Source organism: Bartonella sp. CL71SXKL, from assembly GCF_042194935.1.
In the GTDB taxonomy this organism is placed as follows: Bacteria; Pseudomonadota; Alphaproteobacteria; order Rhizobiales; family Rhizobiaceae; genus Bartonella.
Window position 1 is genome coordinate 40,987 of the sequence record NZ_JBHINI010000002.1, and the last position, 23,668, is coordinate 64,654.

The following is a 23,668-nucleotide window of genomic DNA, read 5'->3' on the forward strand; positions in this document are numbered from 1 at the left end:
ATTTTGCTCTATTTATTTTTTACGATTAACAACACTCATCTCATCTTCTTCACGCATTTTACGTAACTTTTCTTCAGCTTTCGTTGCTTCAAGCTGCTTATTCCACATTGAAGCATAGAGACCTTTCTTGCGTAAAAGCTCTGTATGCGTCCCATTTTCAATAATACGACCACTTTTAAGAACTAAAATTTCATCAGCATTGATAACAGTAGAAAGACGGTGAGCAATAATCAATGTTGTACGTCCACGGCTTACAATATCTAATGCTTGTTGAATTTCCTGTTCCGTCGCCGTATCAAGAGCCGCCGTTGCTTCATCTAGAATAAGAAGTGGGGGAGCTTTTAAAAGTGTCCGGGCAATAGCCACGCGTTGTTTTTCACCACCTGATAATTTGAGACCTCGCTCTCCTACCATAGACTGAAAACCTTCCGGTAAAATTTCAATAAATTTTGATATTTGTGCCATTTCAGCAGCTTTGCGCATCTCTTCATCTGTAGCACTTGGACGCCCATAGCAAATATTATAGGCAATTGTATCATTAAATAACACCGTATCTTGTGGGACCATGCCAATCGCTTCACGCAAACTCTTTTGTGTTACGTCACGAATATCCTGCCCGTCAATTGTGATAGAGCCCGCATCAACATCATAAAACCGAAAAAGCAACCGAGAAATAGTGGATTTACCGGCACCAGATGGACCAACAATGGCGACTGTTTTTCCTCCCGGAACTTTAAAATCAATATCTCTGAGAATCTGACGTCTCGAATCGTAGGAAAACTTTACCTGATGAAAACAAATGGTCCCATCACTTATCTCTAACGGTTTAGCATCCGATTTATCAACGATCTCCTTCTGAACATCTAAAAGATCAAACATTGCTTCAATATCCGTTAAACCTTGTCGAATATCACGATACATTGACCCAATAAAATTTAGTGGAATAGAAAGTTGCATTAAAAGCGCATTAATAAAAACAAAATCTCCTAAAGTTTGTGTCTTATAAAAAACTTCATAAGCTGACATCAGCATCATGATCGTCATTCCAATACCAAAGATAAGAGTCTGACCAAAATTAAGCCAGCTTAACGATGTCCAAATCTTCGTTGCGGCTTTTTCATAACCTACCATAGAAGCATCAAATCGATCGGCTTCTAGAGTTTCATTACCAAAATATTTGACCGTTTCAAAATTCAAAAGAGAATCAACAGCGCGAGTATTCGCCTCAGTATCCGCTGTATTCATTTTTTGTCGAATGCGAATACGCCAATCACTCGCCTTAATGGTAAATAATATATATAATCCAACCGTTGCAACAACGATGAGAAGATAATGCCACCCATAACTTATGTAAAATACCAGTGCCGTTAATATAAATTCTAAAACTGTCGGTACTGTACTAAGAATTGAAAATCTTACAATCGCTTCAATTCCTTTTGTTCCACGCTCAATCACACGAGAAAGCCCACCTGTTCGGCGTTCCAAATGAAATCGCAAGGATAACTCATGCATATGTACAAAGGTTTTATAAGCTAATTGACGAACAGCGTATTGACCAACAGTGGCAAACAGGGAATCGCGTAATTGATTTAATCCAGCCTGCATAATACGCGCGACATTGTATGCCAAAACGAGCATGATGGGAATAATCCAACTGGATGGGAACCATTCAGGTAGCTGAAAGCTTGAATCAAGCACATTCGTAGAATATTTAAATAAATACGGTACAGATATGAGAACGAGCTTAGCCAAAACAAGATAAAATATTGCCCATAGCACACGCATTTTTAGATCACGCCGACCTACCGGCCACATATAGGGCCATAAATTGTAAAGTGTGTGCAGAGTCTTCCCTGTATCTGATGATACAGTTTTTGTCATTTCATTGCGTTTCATAAAGTCCTTACTTCTCTATCATCCGCACAAACAGGCAAAATACCCTCTGTGGTTATTTATAGATTTATCTCTTTATTATACTTCCAATAAGCTATACCTACCCGTTTTTTGAAGTTAGACTGTTTTTGAAAAAGGAACAAGAAATAATCCACTATACAATTTATTATTTTGATCTGTATTTTCATACCACTCTGCTGCGAATAAACTTTCAACTTTTACATGTTTTTTTTTCAATTCTGCCTGAAGCCACTTTTGTGTTTTACCAATCTCTTTAAGTCCATCATCAATAACTTCACCATTTTCTATTAAAATCGTCGATTTCTTTCCCTCTTCCTTTTTAATGACAGTGCAATCACCATTGGTTTCCAAACGAACAAAAGCAGCTTCATGTAAGTGACACCCTTTAAGACGTAACATCGTAATGAGATCATTAATATTGATCCCCAAGTTCTTAATCTTATCCATTTGGAAAACTCCATCTAAAACTAATGTGACATTCCGCCCTGCAATAAGACGACGAAAAAAAACTGAATAACGTGCAATAAAATTAAAAGATGTAATCAGGGTTTGCCAGATGAGTAAAACAAGCAATAATTGAATGCTACTAATATTCTGATTATAAATAACGCCTCCAATAATACCTCCCATAACAAAATTACTGACCAAATCAACTGGTGTCATTTGACTAAGACTCCCCCGCCCCGTCGTTCTTAAAATAAATAAGAAGGCAACAAGACCTACAGCCAGCTTAAGCGCGATATATCCATAATGATATAAAAATTCCATCATATTCTCCTTTTTTATGGAGCTGCTGGAATAGAGACATTAGTGTCGCTTTATTTCCCACACAGTTATGCGCTCACCACTCTGCGGATCCTTACTGTCTTTTAAAAGAACCCCCTCGGCTGCAAGCTCATCACGAATTGTATCCGCAGCTTCCCACTCTTTATTATGGATAAGTCTTAGTCTTTCGGCAATGCGCTGATCAATAAATTTTGTATCAAGGAAAGTTTTTCTTATAAATAATGGGCAATCTATTTCTTTAATCCATTCTTGTCTTAACAGTCCTAATAAATTCATTCCATTTACAAGAGCCAAAGCATTTCCTTCCTTATAAAATTTTCGCAAAAGAGTCAGTGCTTTTGGAGTATTAAGATCATCACTAAGTGCATCTATCAAAGTATCATCAATTGCTTCATTGTTTTTCATCTCACTCTTTTTGCTGCGAAGCCATTTATACCAACGATACAGTTCGCTGCTCGATTGTATTAAACGCTGTGCAGTCCAATTTAATGGTTCACGATAATGCGTTTGCAACATCGAAAAACGCGCAGACAAACCAGCCCAATTTTGCTTCATTTCATCGGTTAAAATACCATTAAGCTCCAAAAAATTATTCTCTAAAACAGAACGAATAGTTATGAAATTGCCAAAGCTTTTCGACATCTTTTTGCCTTCAACTTGTAAAAAACCATTATGCATCCAAAAATTAGCCATTCGCTCCGTCCCAAAAGCTGAACAACTTTGTGCAATCTCATTTTCATGATGAGGAAAAATTAAATCAATTCCACCACCATGGATATCAAAAACATTGGCGGTCGGATCATCACAGGTTAAACCACCGCCATAGGGCGCTAATAACTTTGCCATTGACATTGCAGAACATTCAATATGCCAACCTGGACGACCTAAAACAGGAATTCCGCCCGGTGATTCCCAACCTGGTTCTCCTTCCACAGAAGGCTTCCATAAAACAAAATCCATCTCTTCCCTTTTATAAGCAGCAACATCGATACGCGCCCCCGCCCTCATTTCATCTAAAGAACGATTTGCAAATGCCCCATAATGGGGAGGATTTTTTATGCTACTTACAGAAAACAATATATGATTTTCCGCTTTATAAGCGTGCCCCTTTTCAAGCAATCTTTCAATTAAAGAGCGCATTTCCTCTAAATGCTCGGTTGCGCGCGGCTGGCTGGTTGGCAAAAGACAACCAAGTGCTATTGTATCTTGCTGAAACTGAGAATATGTACGTTCTGTTAATTGACGAATAGCATCATTCAATGACAAGTTTGGATATTCGCAAGCTGCTCGTGCATTAATTTTATCATCAACATCTGTAATATTACGTGCATATAGAACATGCTCATTACCATAAACATGACGCAATAAACGAAATAAAATATCAAAAACAATGACAGGGCGTGCATTTCCTATATGCGCATAATCATAAACTGTCGGACCACAAACATAAAGACGTACTCTTGTCGCATCTATTGGTGTAAAATTTTCTTTTTTACGTGTCAGCGTATTATAAAATCGCAACTCTTTCATTTATTGACTCCATGAACGATATTATGCACCGATCCTTTTAGATGTATCTTATCTCAAATTATTGTATTACGCTGTTTAGGCTAAAAACTTTTATCTTATAGTAAATTCTTCTTACCATTTTCCCATTGTATTCACGGCTGTATCCATCATTTATCATAAAAATAATCTATTTTATTTGATTGGACAAAAGCGTTCTATCATTAGAAATGCTTTCCCTCCTTAAAGAAAACGAGCTTAGAAAAAATTCTATAGGTAATACAATATAAATCTATGTGAAAAATAGATAGTTTGCAGAAAGAAAATCTTAAATTTTAAACTACACAAAGCTTCATCAGTATTTTCAATATTCCACAATGGGTTCCTTACTATCTCTTACGCCCTATATTTTATAATCAATAATTGAGAATAATGTAGCAATCAACTCTATTTTTTACACCGTTCTCATGACAAAATTATTTTATCTTTACAGAGTTTTATTCAAAGAAAGCAATAAAAATAATGCGTAATAGATTGATGAACATCATTATTTTAATATTTCTTGTCATTTCAATGCCAACCTTTGCACAACAATCTCCACCTTATGAAAAAAAATTACTCCGACTAGCAGAAATTTTGGGATCATTGCATTCTCTCCAAAATCTTTGCGAGCCTCCAACAAACCAATGGTATGACTATATGAATGCACTGATTGAAGCAGAACACCCCATTCCACAAAGACGTGCTTATTTTTATGAAGCGTTTAATGAAGCGTATCGTGCTTTCTCAGAAAATTATCATCATTGTACACAAGAAGCCATTGAAGCCAATCAAAGATACATTGAGGAAGGAAGAACTTTATCTGAAAACCTCCTCATGCATTATAAATAATTAATCTATACAAAAAGTATCTCTCTCAATTTTAGCGGTATCAATGATACTCCTTTCACAAATGCGGGGAGCAATAAACCAGCTCTGAAAATAGAGAGACGTTTAAAGAATAATGTCTCGATACGCTTTTATTCGTATGAGCGCCTTTTTCCCCATACAAAATCGCTCTTTGGCTTCCTCCCCACACCTCAAAGGACGAAGATTTTTAACTAAATTTGCTCTGTAAATAATCTAGGTTCTTGTTGAACAAGGTTCCTCTTGGCTTCTAACGCATGTAATTTGCTGCATAGTTTCTACAAACAAGCCTAAGAATATTCACCACGCATTAAAAAAACACTTATGTATCAAAGAGGCTGACATACCCTATATCACCACTCTAAAGGATGGTATTTTACGGCATACTTATAATTTTAATCTGTTTACACCAAAGTTTCCATAAATTTAACAGGCTCTCCTTGTGAAGGTGTGACAATTTCACCTTCCCACATAACGCGCATACCACGGATAATAGTCCCAACAGGCCAACCTTTAACTTTTTGACCATCATAAGGTGTCCAACCGGCGCGAGAACCAATTAAGCTATTCGTAATAATTTCTTCTCTCTTAAGATCAACAATGGTTAAATCAGCATCAAACCCAACAGCAATGCGCCCTTTACAGCTTATACCAAAAATACGACTAGGGCCATGTGAAGTGAGATCAACAAAACGTTCAAGAGATATTTTTCCTGCATTCACATGTGTCAACATAATTGCTGCTGTTGTTTGCACGCCTGTCATACCTGAAGGTGAAGAGGGATAAGGTTGAAGTTTTTCTTCAAGAGTATGAGGCGCATGATCTGAGCCTAAGACATCAATTATTCCTTGTTGAACACCGTACCAAAGAGCTTCACGGTGGCGCAATTCACGAATAGGCGGATTCATCTGAATTAATGTACCAAACTTCTTATAATCATCAGCCGTGAGTGTCAAATGATGTTGTGTCACTTCAATTGTTGCAACATCCTTATGTTTTTTTAGAAAATCAATTTCTTCTTCTGTCGAAAGATGTAACACATGAATGCGAGCCTTCGTCTCATGAGCAATTTTTACCAAACGCTGCGTACATTTTAATGCCGCAACTTCATCACGCCAAATCGGATGTGACGATGCATCACCTTCAATACGCAATATTTTACGCTCTTTGAGCCTCGCCTCATCTTCAGAATGAAAAGCCGCACGACGGCGTGTATTCTTCAAAATAAGGCGTACACTTTCATCATCATCAACCAAAAGATCACCGGTAGAGGACCCCATAAAGACTTTAATTCCAGCCGCACCAGGAAGTCTTTCTAATTCAGACAATTCATGAGCATTTTCACGCGTTCCTCCAACCCAAAATGCAAAATCACAATGCATTCGATGAAATGCGCGTTTAACCTTATCGCTTAATGTTTCTTCTGATGTTGTTAATGGACTGGTATTAGGCATTTCAAAAACTGCCGTAACCCCCCCTAACACAGCAGAATACGAGCCACTTTCCAAATCCTCCTTATATTCATTTCCTGGTTCACGAAAATGCACTTGGCTATCAATAATTCCTGGTAAAATATGAAGCCCCGTACAATCAATGACCTCACTAGCCGATGCACATGTAAGGTCGCCTATTTCAGCAATACGACCATTTGTAATACCAATATCACGCTTGCTTCTTCCATCATGATTCACAAGTGTTGCACCTTTAAAAATTGTATCAAATGTTTTAAACATAACCACGCTCCTTACATATTGCTCACTTATCGATTATGTAACTTTGAGCAGAAAGGCAAGAACCATGATTAAAAAACAAAATGCCATTTGCTTAAAAAACCGCGGGCTTATTCAAATTACAGGCGAAGAAGCAACAGATTTTCTACAATCCCTGATCACGACAGATGTAAAAAAAATCAGTCCACAGGAACTTTTCCCTGGAGCCCTTTTATCCCCACAAGGAAAGGTTCTTGCTGATTTTCTTATCGGAAAAAAAGAAGATGGTTACCTGATTGATATCAGGATGCCTTTAGCTGATACGCTCCATAAGCGTCTGTTGCTCTATAAGCTGCGCAAAAAAGTAGAAATTACACAACCATTCCAAGAGCTTGTTACAGTTTCTTTGAATAATGAATCAGATTCTTTAAATTTTGATTCAAGTTTTGTTGATAAACGCTTCCCACAACAAGAAAAAATAATACGAATCTATAGCAAAAAACCTTTTTTAACTTCAGAATATCATGACACATGGAATCGATTGCGTATCCGTTATGCAATTGCGGAAAGTGGTCAAGACTATGAAGTTGGCAAAGTCTTTCCTCATGATATTAATTACGATCAAATCAATGGACTTGCATTCAATAAAGGATGTTATATTGGACAAGAAATTGTTTCACGAATGCACCACCGCCGTGCAGCACGTCGCCGTATTTTTATTGTAAAAGGCCAGTGTGAATTAACCCCTCAATCTAGCATTGAAGCAGAAACAAAAGTAATTGGCTACTTGGGAACATGTGTAGAAAATGAGGCTCTTGCTTTAATGCGTATTGACCACGTCAAAGATGCTATGGATCATAACATCCCCTTTACTGTAAAAAACATTCCTGTCACTATAAGCATTGCTGAAAATATGAATTTTACCTTTCCTGAAAATACTATAGAAAACACTCATGGCTAAAGCTGAATTATTAAAAAATGGAGAAGCCCGCGCTTGGCAAAGAATGCTCTCTGGAAGGCGACTTGATCTTCTCAACCCTTCTCCTTTTGATGTTGAAATTGAAGATATTGCCCATGGACTTTCTCGCGTGGCACGTTGGAACGGTCAAACACGAGGAGAGCATGCCTATTCTGTTGCACAACATTCACTTTTGGTTGAACAAATATTTCAAAAACTTTTTCCACAATCGGGAAGCAACGAATGTCTTTATGCCCTTCTTCATGATGCTCCAGAATATGTCATCGGCGATATGATTTCCCCTTTTAAAGCTGTCATAGGAAAACAATATGAACGCGTTGAAAAACGCATCCAAGATGCTATCCACATGCGCTTTTCTCTTCCCGTTGATCTTTCTCAAAAACTTTTAAAAAAAATTAAACAAGCCGACCGTATTGCTGCCTATTATGAAGCGATTACGCTTGCTGGATTTAATACAGAAGAAGCCCTTCGCTATTTTGGCTCTCCCAATAATATTCTACCCGATGATCTTAATTTATCCCCCTATTCTACACAACACATTGAAAACGCATTTTTAACGCGCTTTAATGACTTGGATGCCCAAAGATTATAGACTCTTCGCATTGTTGATTCCTTGTCATTACAGAATCATCACACTGACTTATAATAATAATTCATTGTTTTTTCATTTTGAATGAGAGCTCCTAATATCGTAAGCTTCACTCATTTCAAATCTGTTTATATTGAATCAATCAAAATCATTCTCTTGCACACCACAAGTGGGGCTGGCGTGTAGATAAAACTTTTTAAAGAAAGAATTAAAATGCCTCTTATGAACTATCTCAAGTGCTAAGCGCTGTCGCAACATTGAAAATTGGCAAAGTGCGTGATGATGCCGGCTTGCTCTCTTATGAAGCGTAAAGACGGGAGTGCTCTATAAATTTTATACACTTCATAAGGGACTTACCACTATACTATTCACGAACGCCGTCGCGAAATAGGATTGGGTACCTTAAGAAAGCTTTCTTTAAAAAAGCACGTGAATTAGCGACCCAATGGCGTTCTGTTTTGCATGAGAAGCGTGACTTCATTAAAGAAATGGAAAAAATCACAGTTCAAATTGCATACAAAATATATCAAAAATGCACATTCATTATCAAAATAACAAATGTTCTCTTGTCAAACCTTTCATCTTAAACTGAAGTTTATTTTAGTTTATAAACTTCATTATCCGCTGGGAAAGCACGAGATGTGACATCCTCTGCATAATTCTTTATTGCAGTTTCCATGGCTTGTTCAAGGTCTCCATAACGGCGTACAAATTTTGGCACATGAGAACCATAGCCCAACATATCTTCCATAACCAATACTTGCCCATCACATTGATTGGACGCCCCTATACCGATCGTAGGGATAGAAAGCTTATTTGTCAGTTTCACCGCTAAAGGTTCGACCATTGCTTCTAAAACAACAGCAAAAGCACCTGCCTCTTCAATCGCTGCTCCATCTGCTTCAATTCTTTGCCAATCACTCTCCTTGCGTCCTTGTGTTTTAAAACCACCAAAACGATTCATTGCTTGGGGTGTAAGACCGATATGCCCCATCACTGGAATGCCACGTTTACACAAAAAATCTATTGTTTCGGCTATATAAACGCCCCCTTCAAGCTTAACTGCACCACACCCCGTTTGTGCAAGAATGCGCGATGCATTTAAAAAAGCTTGCTCTGGACTTTCCTCATAAGAACCAAAAGGCATATCAATAACAACAAGAGCTTTTTGAGATCCACGCACCACGGCTTTCCCGTGTGAAATCATCATATCTAAATTAACAGGAAGCGTTGTCTCAAACCCATACACAACCATCCCAACGCTATCACCAACCAAAAGGATATCGCAATATGGATCAGCAATCCGCGCAGTATAAGCTTGATAAGCTGTTAAAGAAACAATTGGCTGTTGTCCCTTTCTTGCACGTATTTCGGAAGATGTTATACGCTTTACGGTTTTATGTACACTCATTTTCCACTCTTCTCTTGCAATATATATTGATCAATCAGCCTTACCTCACCAAAGCGGACAGTAAGGAGTAAAACCGCCGGTTTATTCAATGTTCCTTTAACCATGCATAAAGTTTCCATATCCCGTAAATCTATCGCTTCAATGATTGCACGCGTTTCTTGTTGTAAAATATCACGAACAGTTTTGCATAATTTATCAACCGACCGTTCACCTTCATGATAAAGCTTTTCAGCAGCTTTTCCACTTTCAGGAATAATTTTGGCAGCTTTACGATCTTCTAATGTTAAAAGCTGATTGCGTGAAGAACAAGCTACACCATCTGACTCCCGTAGAATAGGAACTCCAACGATTTCAATAGGAAAAGCCAAATCTTCAACCATACGCCGAATAATTAAAATTTGTTGAAAATCCTTTTCCCCAAAAAAAGCCTTATCTGGTTGGACAATGTTAAAAAGTTTAGCAACAACGCTTGTTACACCACAAAAATGCCCCGGACGTAATTTTCCCATCAAAATACGTGATAATTTTTTCACTTGTACAATTGTATCATTCCCCAGTGGCCACATTTCATCTACAGAAGGAGCAAAAACACATTCAACACCTGCTTCTTTTAACAAAGCACAATCGCCCTTCAAATCTCTTGGATATTGAGAAAAATCTTCTTGAGGTCCAAATTGCTTTGGATTGACAAAAATAGAAACCACTACGCGATCACACATTGCTCTTGCATACTGTACTAATGCAAGATGGCCATCATGCAATGCCCCCATTGTTGGAACAAAACCAATCGAAAAACCTAAACGTCGTTCCTCTGAAGTATATTGGCGGACTTCAGCAATTGTCTTTAAAATTCTCATTTTCCCATTCAATTATCATCAGATCAACCAATTAATGCCTGCACACCAAATTGGCGCTCAAACAATTGTATCATATTCATGCGCACTGACGGCTGCTTTATATCTCGTGGCTCCCAGACATGACGCATAAGAAAAAAACCCGTCAGTATAAAACCATTTATTATGTCACTAAAATCAGCAGGACGAGTCGTTCTTTGTACAAGAAACTGTGGTAGAATGAGAAGCTTTTTTTTCCAAGGTTCCCCTGCTTCTTCACAGACAGCCCGTCCAGATTTTGGTGATACGTAATGAAGCCTTTCCTGACGACCTGTTGCAGCACAACAAGATAAATCAAGACCAAAACCAAGTTCTTCAAGAAGCCGCATTTCAAAACGTACAAGCAATTCTGCATTTACAAATGGTTCATCAAAATTCTGCATAAAAAGGTGTAAAATATCATATAAAATGGGGTGCGGATCACGTTCGGGAAGAAGCCGCAAATGAAAAGCTATCAATTGCAAAGCATAAAGTGCTTCTGGTAGACAGATTAATCGTGCCGCATGTAAATCAAGAGCTTCAAGCCGAAAAAGTCCCAAATGTTCGTCTAAACGAGCCCACCATTCAGCCTCCACAAAATTTCCAGGTTGAAGAAGAGCTGCCATACGACGCGACCGCCCCCCTTTTACCACCCCCATATAACGACCATGTTCACGTGTCATAATCTCAAGAATAACACTTGTTTCACCATATTGGCGTGTACCAAGAATAACGGCTTGTTCTTTCCACTTCATTTTACTTTAATTATTTTTTTAAAATCTTATTTTAAAAAATCCAATCCCATTTCGCGATAACGTTCTGGATCGGTATCCCAATTATCGCGCACTTTCACAAAGAGAAAAAGATGAACCTTTTGATCCATAATTTCCATGAGTTCTTTACGTGCTGCTTGTCCAATCGCTTTAATTGTATCGCCTTTTGCTCCTAAGACAATTTTTTTCTGACTCTCACGCTCGACATAAATAACTTGATTAATTTTAACGGAACCATCTGAACGCTCTTCCCAGCTTTCTGTTTCAACCGTTGAGGAATAAGGAAGTTCATCATGGAGACGAAGAAAAAGTTTTTCACGCGTAATTTCAGCAGCAAGATGACGCATGGGCATATCAGAAATTTGATCTTCCGGATAATACCATGGCCCCTCCTGCATCATATTACTCAACGCATGCAGTAAATCCTTGCAACCAGAACCGTTTAGAGCAGAAATCATAAATGTTTGCGCAAACTTTACACGTTCATTTATTTTAGTGGTTAACGCTAGAAGAGATGATTTAACAACTGTATCAACCTTATTAAGAACAAGAACTTTTTCTTGTTTCAGATTGTTTACAATATCTAACATCATATCAACTTCATCCGAAAGACCATTTTGAGCGTCGATTAAAACGAGTAGAACATCAGCGCTCTTAGCCCCTCCCCAAGCAGCAGAGACCATGGCTCGTTCTAAGCGCTTATGGGGACGAAAAACACCCGGTGTATCGACCAACACAATTTGCACATCATCATGAATGACAATACCGCGGATTAAAGTTCGTGTTGTTTGTACCTTATGCGTTACAATTGAAACCTTTGTTCCAACCAATTGATTAACCAGTGTCGATTTACCGGCATTAGGCATCCCAATAAGCACAACAAATCCAGAACGCGTTTTCATAACGTCACTCATGATCATTTTTTCCCACTGTTTTCCATACACCCTCTCGTCGCAAAATTTTTTCAGCTGCCATTCTTTCGGCATATCTTTTGGAGCTTCCCTGCCCAATCTCTGAAGCAAACCCAGAAATACTGACCTCTACCATAAAAACAGGATCGTGATCGGGACCTGAACGTTTGATAACCTGATAATGTGGTTGTGCATTGCCTTGGATATGCGCCCATTCTTGTAATTCTGTCTTGGCATCACGTCGACCAGCATCCATTTTCTTTGCCCGACTTTGCCAATATTTTTGAATAAAAGGGCGAACACTTTCCAATCCTCCATCGAGATATATCACGGCAATCAAAGCTTCCACGACATCTGCATGCATATTGATAAGTCGACGCCCCTCGAAATTTTTCATCTCAAAACCAACACGGATCATATCAGGAAGCCTCATTTCACGCGCAATATCAGCACATGTCTGCGCATTGACAAGATGATTCAAACGGACTGATAATTCACCTTCACTTGCCTGAGGAAAAAGTTGATACAGCATTTCCGCAATCAAAAGCCCTAAAACCCGATCCCCTAAAAACTCTAGTCGTTCATAATTTCCCTGTTCCGAATCTTGTACACTCGAATGTGTTAATGCCTTCGTTAACCTCTCTTCATCTTTAAAACGATGCCCCGTCAGCTTGAAAAGCTGATCAATCATGAGACGTTTCATCGTTGTTTCCTTGCTTGATAAGCGGCAAATCATGAACCGTATTTATGAAAGAAAACAAACGTTTCCAACGCACATCAAATGGCCAGCGCCAAATCTGCCAAGCACTTGAACCGTTACTGATAGAAAAGAAAATCACGCTCGCGCGACCAATAAGATTTTCTTCTGGAACATAGCCTACATCTAAACGACTATCATCTGAATTGTCGCGGTTATCTCCCATCATAAAATAATGTCCTTGAGGAACTTCAAAAACTTTTGTATCATCAACTTTCGGGATGAAAGCTAAATCAAGTGTATCATAACTGACACCGTTAGGCATTGTCTCGCGATAAACCTCAACAGGATAGTTAACCTCTGTTATATCAGAATTATTAATCTCCCCCATAAAGTGACGTGAAACAGCCTCATCATTAATATAAAGAACACTTTGACGGACTTGTATACGATCACCTGGTAGTCCAACAACGCGTTTTATATAATCAATCTTCGGATTACTTGGTAAGCGAAAAACGACCACATCTCCACGTTGAGGTTGAGATGCCCAAATCCGTCCAGAAAAAAGAGGGGGAGAAAAGGGGATGGAAAAATGAGAATACCCATATGCATACTTAGAAACAAACAGATAATCTCCCACCAACAAAGTAGGACGCATTGAACCGGAAGGAATACTAAACGGCTGGAAAAAAAGTGTCCGAATAAACGCTGCTAAAAGCAGAGCCTGTACTAAAACAGAAATAAATTCACGAATCCCACCTTTTTTTTCTTTTTTATGCACTTTATCTTTTTGGATCATCACCAACTGCCTTCTCATCACAGATATAATTTTTTTTCATCATAATATTCAAATAACAAAAGCACAATCTCTCACGCCATCTATCCACGTGGAAGTGCTTCGATAATAATAAATGCCTGTGCCCAAGGAAAATCATCTGTTATGCTAAGATGAATAACTGCATCATGATGAGGAGGTAATAACTTTTGAAGTTGCATTTGCGCACGATTTGTTAATTGCATTATTGGTTTACCAGATGGCAAATTAACTACCCCCATGTCTTTCCAATTGATACCACAAGCGATTCCCGTTCCTAAGGCTTTAGCACATGCTTCTTTAGCAGCAAATCTTTTTGCATAGGAAGAGGAGCTTTTTTTGAGATTTTCAGATCTATTTTTTTCAATATCCGTAAAAATACGTTGGATAAAACGCTCACCATAACGAACCAACATTTTCTCAATACGTCGTATATCAACCAGATCATTTCCAAGACCAATAATCATAAGATATTAACCCGATCTTTCTCAAATTTATTTCTGTTTTAATACAGGCGATGAACGCTTCTTTAAACGCCTTTTTTTTATAATCTTTTGATATCGCTTTTGTTTAAAACGAACCGTTGCTCTGTAAACACCTATATAAGATAAACCACCAAAAACAATACCTAAAAGAGTTCCACCTAAAATCATAGGACTCATAATTGTGTCCCATGCGCCTTTAAAGAGGAGAGAGAGATTTGACAATGTCAAACCATTAAATAGAGCACGAATTTGCGAAAGAGAAATCTCTTTGACATCGCTAAAAAGTGATAAACAAAAGTACCCTACTTTATAATCAGCCATGATAATCAATAAAAATGTGAGTGGATTAGAAAAAATCGTCCCAATGATTGCGGCAGCAAAGTTTGCACGCAAAAGCCAAGAAAAAAATATTGCCAAAATAATATGCAGCCCAAAGAAAGGGGAACAAGCTAAAAAAATGCCAACAGCAACCCCTAATGCTACTTCATGCGGTGTTGCTGATATACGCAAAATACGTTTATATATGTAGCAAAATGAGCGAGAAAATGAACGACGTGGCCATAACCAAAGTCGAATACGCGTTACAAAATCTATTGGTTCTCGACGACGAAAAAGCATATGACTCTCAATATACATCTTTTGATAATGAAATAACCTATATCATCCAAATTAATCTTTTTAAGCTTTTGCACAAAAAAAAATAGAAAGACAATTAAATATTTCGACTGCCTGGTTTAATCGCTGGAAGAACAGAAAGCTCTGCAGGAAGAGCATCACTAGCATAAGAGGTTATCTCGTATTCAGCAAGCGCAATCAATGGAACTCCAACATTGACCTTACCACCAGAACGATCAAGAATACATGCACTGGCCAATACCTCTGCTCCTGCTGCAACAAGCGCTTCAACAGTCTCACGAATGGAAAGACCCGTTGTCACAATATCTTCAACAATAACAACCCGTGCACCCTTCTTGATTTCAAAACGACGCAATTCAAAGATGCCATTTACACGCTCTACCCAAAGAGAAGGAACACCAAGGTGACGTGAAGTTTCATAGGAAGGAATAAGACCGCCAATTGCGGGCCCAACAACATAATCAATTTTTTCCTCGATAGATTTTTTAATTTTTTCAGCCAATCCACGACATAACTTTTCTGTCAAGTCAGCATGCATGAATACTTTCGCTTTTTGCATATAAGTCGCACTATGGCGCCCCGATGTTAAAATAAAATGCCCTTCTAGAATAGCATCTGCTTGTTTAAAAATATCAATGACATCTTGTGTATTCATTGCTAAATCTTTCTTTTTATCCATGAACCCGCCGTACTGTACTTACTGAACCTGCCTTTTTTAATTGAGAAAAAATACGATTCAAATGTTTTAAATCCCACACTTCCAAATCAATCATAATTTCTGTAAAATCTGGTGCTGTACGGATAAAAGATAAATTTTGGATATTGGCATCGTTAGCAGAAATTATTTGTGTAATTTCAGCCAAAGAACCAGGACTATTTACAACCAAAATATTCATCCGTGCAGGAAAACGTTCATTCATTTGGGCATCAATATCCCAGCGAACATCAATCCATCGTTCTGGCTGATCATCATACGCCATCAAAGCTGAAGACTGTATTGGATAAATAACGATCCCAGCTCCTGGCTGCATAATACCAACAATCCGATCTCCAGGTACTGCTCCTTCCGGTGAAAAACGTACGGGTATATCTCCATGGGTTCCTCTAATAGGCAATGCTTTAGATTGATGATTCTCGACCTTTGCATTCTTTTCATTTTCTGGAACTTTAAAAATCATACCTTGAGCATTTTCAATATTAAACCAACCTTCTTCCCCAGGCCTAAAAGATGACTTTTGTACCACACGGTGATCTTGATAATCAGGATAAACCGCTTTAATCACATCAGCGGAAAACAGCTCTCCACGCCCAACAGCAGCCAATACATCCTCTACATCTTTACGTGCTAAACGTGGCAAAACTTTCTTCAAAAGGTCTTTTGAAAATTGCTTTCCCATATATTCAAATGAACGCTCGAGAATACGATATCCTAAACCCGAATATTGTTTACGTACCGCTGCACGACTTGCTCGTCGAATAGCTGAACGTGCTTTACCTGTGACAACAAGAAATTCCCATGCTGCTGGCGGAATTTGAGCGTGTGAGCGAATAATATCAACCTCATCACCATTTTTTAATTTGGTCATTAAAGGCATAATACGACCATTGATTTTTACACCCACACAAGAATCACCGATATCTGTATGGACGGCATAAGCAAAATCAATAGGCGTAGCTCCTTTAGGAAAAGCAATTAATCGACCTTTCGGCGTAAAACAAAAAACTTGGTCTTGAAAAAGCTCAAGTTTTGTATGTTCTAAAAACTCTTCTGGATTATCTCCATCAGACAAAGATTGTATCGTTTGACGCAACCATGCATAGGCATTCGTTTCACTTGATAACTTCACAGTCGAATAATTGGAACCGCGCTCTTTATATATGGAATGAGCAGCAACCCCATATTCAGCAACTTCATCCATAGCAGCCGTTCTAATTTGCAACTCAACACGTTGTCTTGAAGGGCCAACAATTGTTGTATGAATAGAACGATAATCATTTTGCTTTGGTATAGAGATATAATCTTTGAAACGACCAGGAACCATTGGCCATGTCGTATGAATGACACCAAGAGCACGATAACAATCATTCACGGACTCAACAATCACACGAAATCCAAAAATATCCGATAATTGTTCAAAAGATAATGCTTTACTTTCCATTTTGCGAAAGACTGAATAAGATTTTTTCTGACGGCTTTTAACATCTGCTTTAATGCCATGCTCCAAAAAAAGTTTTGTCAATTCATTTTCAATTGTGGAAAGCAAATCACGGTTGTGTTTCAATAATTCAGAAAGTCGATTGGTAATCGTACGATAACCTTCTGGATTTAAATAAAAGAAAGAGAGATCCTCTAATTCCTCACGCATATCCTGCATACCCATACGGCCTGCAAGTGGCGCATAGATATCCATCGTCTCTTCAGCAATTCGCCGACGTTTATCATCACGCATAACACCAAGGGTACGCATATTATGAAGACGGTCAGCAAGTTTGACTAAAAGAACACGAACATCATCAGAAATAGCAATAAGAAGTTTACGAAGATTTTCTGCCTGTACGGCTTTCTTTGATACAAGATCAAGCTTATTAAGCTTTGTAAGCCCTTCAACCAACTTCCCAATTTCAGAACCAAAAAGCTGATCAATTTCTGCTCGTGTAGCGCTTGTATCTTCAATTGTATCATGCAAAAGAGCAACAGCAATCGTTGCCTCGTCCAACCGCATATCTGTCAAAATAGCAGCAACTTCTAAAGGATGAGAAAAATAAAGATCACCTGACGCACGCTTTTGATGCGCATGCTTTTTCATTGCATAATCATAGGCCCTGTTTAAAAGAGCCTCATCTACGTCAGACTTGTAACGTTGAACACGTCCAACAAGCTCACACTGACGCATCATACGAGCATATCCTTTATCTTTTCACACCCCTAATCTTTATTGAACACGTCCTATTAATAAAAGACACGAAAAATAATTGCTCCTCACATGACAAAGTATCTTTACTCCTGTAACATAAATTGCTGCAATTAATAATCGTCACTTTTTTCTGGAACAACCAAACCTTCAATACCCGCTAAAAGCTCTTCTTCTGACATATGATCAAATGAAGTACCTTCTTCTTGCGATGACGTATTAAAAACACTTTCAGCTTCACCTGAATGGGTAATAAATTCACTTGCCATTTCTGGCTCATCTACTTCCACATGCTTTTGCAGCGAATGAATAAGGTCTTCCTTTAAATCAGCAGGCGACAATGTTTCTTCTGCTATTTCACGCAAAGCAACAACTGGATTTTTATCATTATCGCGATCAACCGTAATCTGCGCTCCTTGTGAAATCTGACGCGCCCGATGACCTGCTAAAAGTACCAACTCAAAGCGGTTGTCAACTTTATCAATACAATCTTCTACCGTTACGCGGGCCATTTATGCCTCTTTCTCAAATAAAAAAATTTAATAGCGGATAAAGGAGTATATACAATAATCAAAATAAAACACAAGAAAAACAACACAAACTTTTATATTTTTTGATTAAAGAACTTATTTAAGAAAATTCTTGGAAAATTTATAAAAATGTATAACCTATTCATGCTCGTTATCAAAGTTTCTCGTAAAAGCATTCCAATAGATTGACTTCAAACAAAGGACGGTCTTTCTTGACAAAATACTTGTCTGGAGTATTCATCCTTTTAAAAGGAATACCAGCTATTTAAAATCCTTTGCAATAACGGCAGCCTTACGCATACTTTTTATGATAATATCTTTATCTAAAGAGAAAACTTTTTTTCTTTGAACATCATGTGTATTGCACTCTTATTCATCGAATAAATTACTGAAAGATGACCTCTTACACAATAATTAGCAATAAGTTTATATTAAACTTTCTTCTAAAAAAGTTTATTTATATTCATTATAGATTGTTTATCAAAACATAACCCGTCATATACGCTATAAAAGACTCAAAAAAATAGAAAAACGATTAATGCCTAACACCATGAATAGCCAATTAACATCACTTTGCCCAGAACCACCCCAAAATTGCAATTTATGTCCTAGGCTTCATCAATTTATCGCTGGCTGGCGTGTAAAAGAACCAAGTTGGTATAACGCACCGGTGCGCCCATTCTTTCCTTATAAAGGGCCAGACACAACACGCCTTCTTATTGTTGGGCTTGCTCCTGGATTGCGCGGAGCAAATCGAACTGGACGTCCATTTACTGGTGATTATGCTGGGCACTTACTTTATTCAACTTTAAAAAAGTTTGGTTTTGCCCAAGGAACCTTTGAAGAAAGAGCTGATGATACTCTTGAACTTATTGATGCAGCAATCGTTAACTCTGTTCGTTGCGTTCCACCAGAAAATAAACCCACCGGTGCAGAAATTAACACGTGCCGCTATTTCTTCTCACCTCTTTTAACAAATCTTCCCAAACTTAAAGCCGTTATTACCTTAGGCACCATTGCGCACCATTCAACGATACGTGCCCTTAATGCAAAAGTTTTATCTCACCCTTTTGGACATGGTGAAATCAATAACATCGGCAGATTACGCATCTTTTCGAGCTATCACTGTTCTCGTTATAATACAAATACTGGGCGCTTGACAGACGCCATGTTTCACCAAATCTTTCAAGCAGCAAAAACATACTTAGATCAATGCTAAAACTGTTTTAAAAAGTGCTATAAATAAAGAATATCGAAATTGCATCCATCATCCATATCTTTTTAAAAGTCTTGCTTTTTCACGTCCCCAATCACGTTTTTTTTCCGTTTCGCGCTTATCATGAAGCTTTTTCCCCCGCGCTAGAGCGATCTCCAACTTAACGCGCCCTCGTTCATTAAAATAAAGTTTGAGAGGAACAAGTGTCATTCCTTCACGAGACGTTGCATTAAAAAAACGTGCCATCTCACGTTTTGAAAGTAATAATTTGCGCAAACGTCGTGGTTCATGATTAAAACGATTAGCCTGCGTATATTCAGGAATATAGCTGTTTACTAACCATAATTCCCCATTCTCAAAACTCGCATAGCTTTCAGCAATATTGGCATGATTAGAACGTAAGGACTTCACTTCCGCTCCCTGAAGGACAAGACCAGCCTCGAGATTATTAAGGATTTCAAAATTAAAACGTGCTTTACGATTGTCAGCAATTATTTTCCGTACGGGCGCGTTCTTTTTTTTATTCATGGCTTTGTCAATATCATTTTATGCTTTTAAAAGACCAGCATGACTGAGGGCTGCATCAATAATCTTCTTTGTTCTTTCTGTTAATGGAACAATAGGAGAACGCACAGTATCACCACAAAATCCTAATTTTGCAGCAGCATATTTAATACCTGCTGGACTAGGTTCAATAAACACAGCACGATTAAGAGGCATCAAGCGATCATTTAATTCTCGTGCTGTTTTATAATCACCACGAAAACAAGCTGCTTGAAGTTCTGCACAAAGCTTCGGAGCAACATTGGAGGAAACTGAAATACACCCCATACCTCCATGTGCATTAAAACCTAACGCCGTACAATCATCACCGGAAAGCTGCACAAAATCTTTTCCACACTTTTCACTTTGTTCACTAACGCGCTCAATTCTGCTCGTTGCATCCTTAACACCAATGATATTGTTAAAATCTTGATAAAGGTCTTTCATCGTTTCTATAGCCATATCGATAATAGAACGACCAGGAATATTATAAATTATAATCGGAATAGAAACAGCTTTGGCAATGGAAGAAAAATGCTTATATAAACCAGATTGATTTGGTTTATTATAATAGGGAGTGACAACCAAAACTGCATCTGCACCAGCTTTTTGCGCGTATTGTGCAAGCTCTACAGCCTCGCTTGTGCTATTTGATCCCGCTCCAGCAACAACAGGAACACGCTTTGCAACCTGCTCAACACACAATTCTATAATCCGCTTATGTTCTTCATGACTTAACGTTGCTGATTCACCTGTTGTCCCAACAGGGCTTACACCGTTAATCCCTTGTGTGATCTGCCATTCAACAAAATCACAAAACGCCTTCTCATCAATTGCGCCCTTGTTATCAAACGGTGTGATAAGCGCAGTTATAGCTCCCTTGAGCATGATAAACTCCCTATAATGTTTGCTTTTATTTTTTTATAATCGCCTTTTATAAATTTTAAATAGAGCATAATCTTGCTCTATCATTGAAGCAAGATGAATTTCAAAAAAAGCCCTCATAAGATGAAAATGCCCCTCCTTAAATGTTGAACAGTTCTTTAAAATAAGCCGTCTATATTAACGCGTTTTTCACGCTTGTGTTCTATAAATCCTTAAGTTTTTACAAAAAGCAAGGTCTCAAGGTCTTTTCTCTATGCGTGTATTCTCCACCTCTCTTTTCGTATCAACCTTTACTGCACTTATACTGGCAATAAGAATTTTATTTTCAAGTGCATACGCGCAAACACCCCTTTTGCAAGGGAAAGCGCCAATCCCTTTGGTTCGCCCTACTCCCTTTACCACAAAAGAAGCTCAAGACTCTCTTCAACAGATACACACGACATCACACAATACTGCTACACTTCAGCAACTGAAAGCTGGGCTAGATGCACTAGCAAACAACAATATTGCAAAAACAATAAATCTTCGTAATTCAATGGAAAAACATAGCCTTGATCGTCATATTTTGACATGGGCGCTGGGGGTATCAAACCAAGCGAATATACCAAGTTCTGAAATATTTAATGCAATCAACATGCTAAAAGGATGGCCAGGTATAGAAACGATGCAAAGCAATGCTGAACGTGCTTTTCTTAACGAAACCAACGTTACACGCGCAATCATCCAAAAATTTTCTCATCACCCGCCCCAAACAGCACAAGGGATGGCTCTCTTCGCTAAAGCACTTATCGAAACCAGACAAACCACTCGTGCTCAACACATTATTGCTCCATGGTGGCATAAAACACAACTCAGTGCAAAAGAAGAAGTATTTGTTCTTAAAAATGCAAGCGCTGCATTAAAACCTATTGATCATTTGAAACGCATGCAGTTTATGCTGTATGCACATCGTTTTGATTCAGCAGCACGCGTTGCAAAATTAGCCCATGCTCAATCTCTTTTTAATGCTTTTGTGGCCGTTGAAAAAAATGATCCTAGAGCTACACAAAAATTAAAAGCTGTAGAGAGATCATGGCAAAAAGATCCTCTTTTTCAGTTTGCTCGAATACGCCATCTTCGACGAACAGAGCAATATGATGCAGCCGCAGCACTCATGATGAAAACATCAAACGATGCATTTCGCCTTATGAACCCTCATTCATTGTGGAAAGAACAACGCGCCCTTTCTCGTGAAATGCTCGATTTAAACAAACCAAAAATTGCTTATCAACTCGTTTCAATGCACACTGGTATAACATCTGCATTAACCGTCGATGCTGAGTTTCATGCAGGATGGTATGCACTACGGTTTCTTCATAACCCTAAATTAGCAATGCAGCATTTTTCACGTATTCCTCAACTCTCTTCTTTACCTTTTTATGCATCACGTGGATATTACTGGATGGGACGAACAGCAGAAGCGCTAAAAGAACATCAAAATGCCCAGCAATACTTTCATCGTGCAGCTCATTTTGGTGCAACTTACTATGGTCAATTAGCCGCTGAACGACTCAACCAAAAAAAGCTTAAAGTTTTCTTTCCCAAACCAACAACCGCTGAGCGACAACATTTTAGTGCACGAAAAGCGATCAAAGCAATTCAACGTCTTGAAGCAGCCGGCTATGCTGATTTTGCTAAAATTTTTTATAGAGAGCTCGGAAAAAGAATAGAAAGCCCCGGTGAATTAGCTCTTCTGGCTGTTATGGCAGAAAAAAATGGAGACTATTATACCAGCCTCAAAATTGGAAAAATGGCTGCTTTTCAGGGAAAAAATGTTGGTGCACTCTCTCATCCTCTGGGAGCTATACCAGCTTCTGCTAATATTTCTGTAGAAGAAAAATCGCTTATCTATGCCATTGCACGCCAAGAAAGCGAATTTAATCCAACAGCCATATCAAAAGCAGGTGCACAAGGTATACTCCAATTGCTTCCTACAACAGCAAAAGCACTGGCAAAAAAATACTCAATCGCATGGTCTCCTAAAAAATTTAGCAGTGATGCTCATTATAATGCAACATTAGGTGCCCATTTTCTCAATGAACAATTAGAACGTTTTAATGGATCCTATATACTAACTCTTATTGGCTATAATGCGGGTCCCCGTCGAGTTAATGAATGGATAAAACGTTATGGCGATCCTCGAGGACAATCTCTCGATAACGTCATTGATTGGATTGAACGTATTCCTTATACAGAAACACGTAATTACGTGATGCGTGTCATGGAAAATTATGGTGTCTACAAAGCAAGACTCACTGGGAAAATAGATATAAAAACCGACCTGCTTTCTGGTCGACGGAAATAATATGCCTTAACTTCCCAAATAGCATTTGAAAGCATTCATAAGAAGTGTTTTTATTCCTTTTTAAATAGTACCCACATACCAGCCTTCTTATGATGTATAAGCAAGTAATTTTAATTGATTCAGTATCAATAAATTCAAAATAAGAAAACCCTGCGCTATTCGGGTCTTTATCTTTTAATGATGAAGATGAAGCTTTGCTTTTTGTTTTTCTCATTTTTACATATAAGTTCACATCCTTCACACAAAAACA

Annotated in this window: 22 protein-coding genes; 5 read left to right on the forward strand and 17 right to left on the reverse strand. The window is 38.2% G+C overall.

What is annotated here, in order from left to right; all coding sequences use genetic code 11:
- Positions 1 to 12: 12 nt before the first annotated feature.
- The 3 genes from ACFILA_RS01370 to cysS form a co-directional block, all read right to left on the reverse strand.
- Positions 13 to 1,896, reverse strand: a complete 1,884-nt coding sequence (locus tag ACFILA_RS01370; RefSeq protein WP_273791088.1) for an ABC transporter ATP-binding protein/permease — start codon at positions 1,894 to 1,896, stop codon at positions 13 to 15.
- A 114-nt stretch (positions 1,897 to 2,010) separates the two neighbouring features.
- The gene (locus ACFILA_RS01375) at positions 2,011 to 2,682 is read right to left on the reverse strand and encodes a DUF421 domain-containing protein (protein ID WP_375630770.1); all 672 of its coding nucleotides are present in this window, start codon (positions 2,680 to 2,682) and stop codon (positions 2,011 to 2,013) included.
- Positions 2,683 to 2,721: 39 nt separating this feature from the next.
- Positions 2,722 to 4,230: a cysteine--tRNA ligase gene (gene cysS, locus ACFILA_RS01380; protein WP_375660517.1), complete on the reverse strand. Its 1,509-nt coding sequence runs from the start codon at positions 4,228 to 4,230 to the stop codon at positions 2,722 to 2,724.
- 498 nt (positions 4,231 to 4,728) lie between these two features.
- Here cysS and ACFILA_RS01385 point away from each other — a divergent pair, with 498 nt between their 5' ends.
- The gene (locus tag ACFILA_RS01385; RefSeq protein WP_375657721.1) at positions 4,729 to 5,097 is read left to right on the forward strand and encodes a TIGR02301 family protein; all 369 of its coding nucleotides are present in this window, start codon (positions 4,729 to 4,731) and stop codon (positions 5,095 to 5,097) included.
- Positions 5,098 to 5,516: 419 nt separating this feature from the next.
- On the opposite strand, the gene ACFILA_RS01390 is transcribed toward ACFILA_RS01385, so the two are convergent.
- Entirely contained in the window at positions 5,517 to 6,845 is a 1,329-nt protein-coding gene (locus tag ACFILA_RS01390; protein ID WP_375630776.1) for a dihydroorotase, read from the reverse strand.
- A gap of 64 nt (positions 6,846 to 6,909) precedes the next feature.
- Between ACFILA_RS01390 and ACFILA_RS01395 the strand changes: the two genes are divergently transcribed.
- Together ACFILA_RS01395 and ACFILA_RS01400 are read left to right on the forward strand one after the other, a co-directional pair.
- A complete protein-coding gene (locus tag ACFILA_RS01395) occupies positions 6,910 to 7,782 on the forward strand; it encodes a YgfZ/GcvT domain-containing protein (RefSeq protein WP_375659939.1) in 873 nt (290 codons plus the stop codon).
- The gene (locus ACFILA_RS01400) at positions 7,775 to 8,392 is read left to right on the forward strand and encodes a YfbR-like 5'-deoxynucleotidase (RefSeq protein ID WP_375630780.1); all 618 of its coding nucleotides are present in this window, start codon (positions 7,775 to 7,777) and stop codon (positions 8,390 to 8,392) included. Before ACFILA_RS01395 ends, ACFILA_RS01400 begins: the two co-directional genes overlap by 8 nt.
- Positions 8,393 to 8,984: 592 nt before the next feature.
- Here the strand turns inward: ACFILA_RS01400 and panB are convergent.
- From panB to rpoZ, 11 genes are all read right to left on the reverse strand, one after another.
- Positions 8,985 to 9,800, reverse strand: a complete 816-nt coding sequence (panB, locus tag ACFILA_RS01410) for a 3-methyl-2-oxobutanoate hydroxymethyltransferase (protein ID WP_375660518.1) — start codon at positions 9,798 to 9,800, stop codon at positions 8,985 to 8,987.
- Positions 9,797 to 10,657, reverse strand: a complete 861-nt coding sequence (panC, locus tag ACFILA_RS01415) for a pantoate--beta-alanine ligase (RefSeq protein WP_375660519.1) — start codon at positions 10,655 to 10,657, stop codon at positions 9,797 to 9,799. The genes panB and panC overlap by 4 nt, the downstream gene beginning before the upstream one ends.
- A 23-nt stretch (positions 10,658 to 10,680) precedes the next feature.
- The gene (recO, locus tag ACFILA_RS01420; protein ID WP_273791097.1) at positions 10,681 to 11,427 is read right to left on the reverse strand and encodes a DNA repair protein RecO; all 747 of its coding nucleotides are present in this window, start codon (positions 11,425 to 11,427) and stop codon (positions 10,681 to 10,683) included.
- 26 nt (positions 11,428 to 11,453) lie between these two features.
- Positions 11,454 to 12,359 (reverse strand): GTPase Era, encoded by a 906-nt coding sequence (gene era / locus ACFILA_RS01425; protein ID WP_273791098.1) that lies wholly within the window; start codon positions 12,357 to 12,359, stop codon positions 11,454 to 11,456.
- Positions 12,352 to 13,059 carry a ribonuclease III gene (gene rnc, locus ACFILA_RS01430; RefSeq protein WP_273791099.1) on the reverse strand — a complete coding sequence of 236 codons (708 nt, stop codon included), beginning with the start codon at positions 13,057 to 13,059 and terminating at the stop codon, positions 12,352 to 12,354. The genes era and rnc overlap by 8 nt, the downstream gene beginning before the upstream one ends.
- Positions 13,040 to 13,852: a signal peptidase I gene (gene lepB / locus ACFILA_RS01435; protein ID WP_273791100.1), complete on the reverse strand. Its 813-nt coding sequence runs from the start codon at positions 13,850 to 13,852 to the stop codon at positions 13,040 to 13,042. The genes rnc and lepB overlap by 20 nt, the downstream gene beginning before the upstream one ends.
- A gap of 80 nt (positions 13,853 to 13,932) precedes the next feature.
- Positions 13,933 to 14,334: a holo-ACP synthase gene (acpS, locus tag ACFILA_RS01440; RefSeq protein WP_273791101.1), complete on the reverse strand. Its 402-nt coding sequence runs from the start codon at positions 14,332 to 14,334 to the stop codon at positions 13,933 to 13,935.
- A 27-nt stretch (positions 14,335 to 14,361) separates the two neighbouring features.
- The gene (locus tag ACFILA_RS01445; RefSeq protein ID WP_375630786.1) at positions 14,362 to 14,970 is read right to left on the reverse strand and encodes a DUF2062 domain-containing protein; all 609 of its coding nucleotides are present in this window, start codon (positions 14,968 to 14,970) and stop codon (positions 14,362 to 14,364) included.
- A 94-nt stretch (positions 14,971 to 15,064) separates the two neighbouring features.
- Positions 15,065 to 15,643, reverse strand: coding sequence for an orotate phosphoribosyltransferase (gene pyrE / locus ACFILA_RS01450; RefSeq protein WP_273791120.1), 579 nt, complete (start codon positions 15,641 to 15,643; stop codon positions 15,065 to 15,067).
- 16 nt (positions 15,644 to 15,659) lie between these two features.
- Entirely contained in the window at positions 15,660 to 17,885 is a 2,226-nt protein-coding gene (locus tag ACFILA_RS01455) for a bifunctional (p)ppGpp synthetase/guanosine-3',5'-bis(diphosphate) 3'-pyrophosphohydrolase (protein WP_273791103.1), read from the reverse strand.
- 128 nt (positions 17,886 to 18,013) lie between these two features.
- Positions 18,014 to 18,412 (reverse strand): DNA-directed RNA polymerase subunit omega, encoded by a 399-nt coding sequence (gene rpoZ / locus ACFILA_RS01460; protein ID WP_273791104.1) that lies wholly within the window; start codon positions 18,410 to 18,412, stop codon positions 18,014 to 18,016.
- Positions 18,413 to 18,980: 568 nt separating this feature from the next.
- On the opposite strand from rpoZ, the gene ACFILA_RS01465 reads away from it, so the two are divergent.
- Positions 18,981 to 19,649 carry a uracil-DNA glycosylase gene (locus ACFILA_RS01465; RefSeq protein ID WP_375630891.1) on the forward strand — a complete coding sequence of 223 codons (669 nt, stop codon included), beginning with the start codon at positions 18,981 to 18,983 and terminating at the stop codon, positions 19,647 to 19,649.
- Between the two features lie 48 nt (positions 19,650 to 19,697).
- Here the strand turns inward: ACFILA_RS01465 and smpB are convergent, their stop codons facing one another.
- Positions 19,698 to 20,174, reverse strand: coding sequence for an SsrA-binding protein SmpB (gene smpB, locus ACFILA_RS01470; protein ID WP_012231306.1), 477 nt, complete (start codon positions 20,172 to 20,174; stop codon positions 19,698 to 19,700).
- A gap of 18 nt (positions 20,175 to 20,192) precedes the next feature.
- Positions 20,193 to 21,077, reverse strand: coding sequence for a 4-hydroxy-tetrahydrodipicolinate synthase (dapA, locus tag ACFILA_RS01475; protein ID WP_375660520.1), 885 nt, complete (start codon positions 21,075 to 21,077; stop codon positions 20,193 to 20,195).
- Between the two features lie 250 nt (positions 21,078 to 21,327).
- Between dapA and ACFILA_RS01480 the strand changes: the two genes are divergently transcribed.
- A complete protein-coding gene (locus tag ACFILA_RS01480) occupies positions 21,328 to 23,418 on the forward strand; it encodes a lytic transglycosylase domain-containing protein (protein ID WP_375660521.1) in 2,091 nt (696 codons plus the stop codon).
- Positions 23,419 to 23,668: the final 250 nt, after the last annotated feature.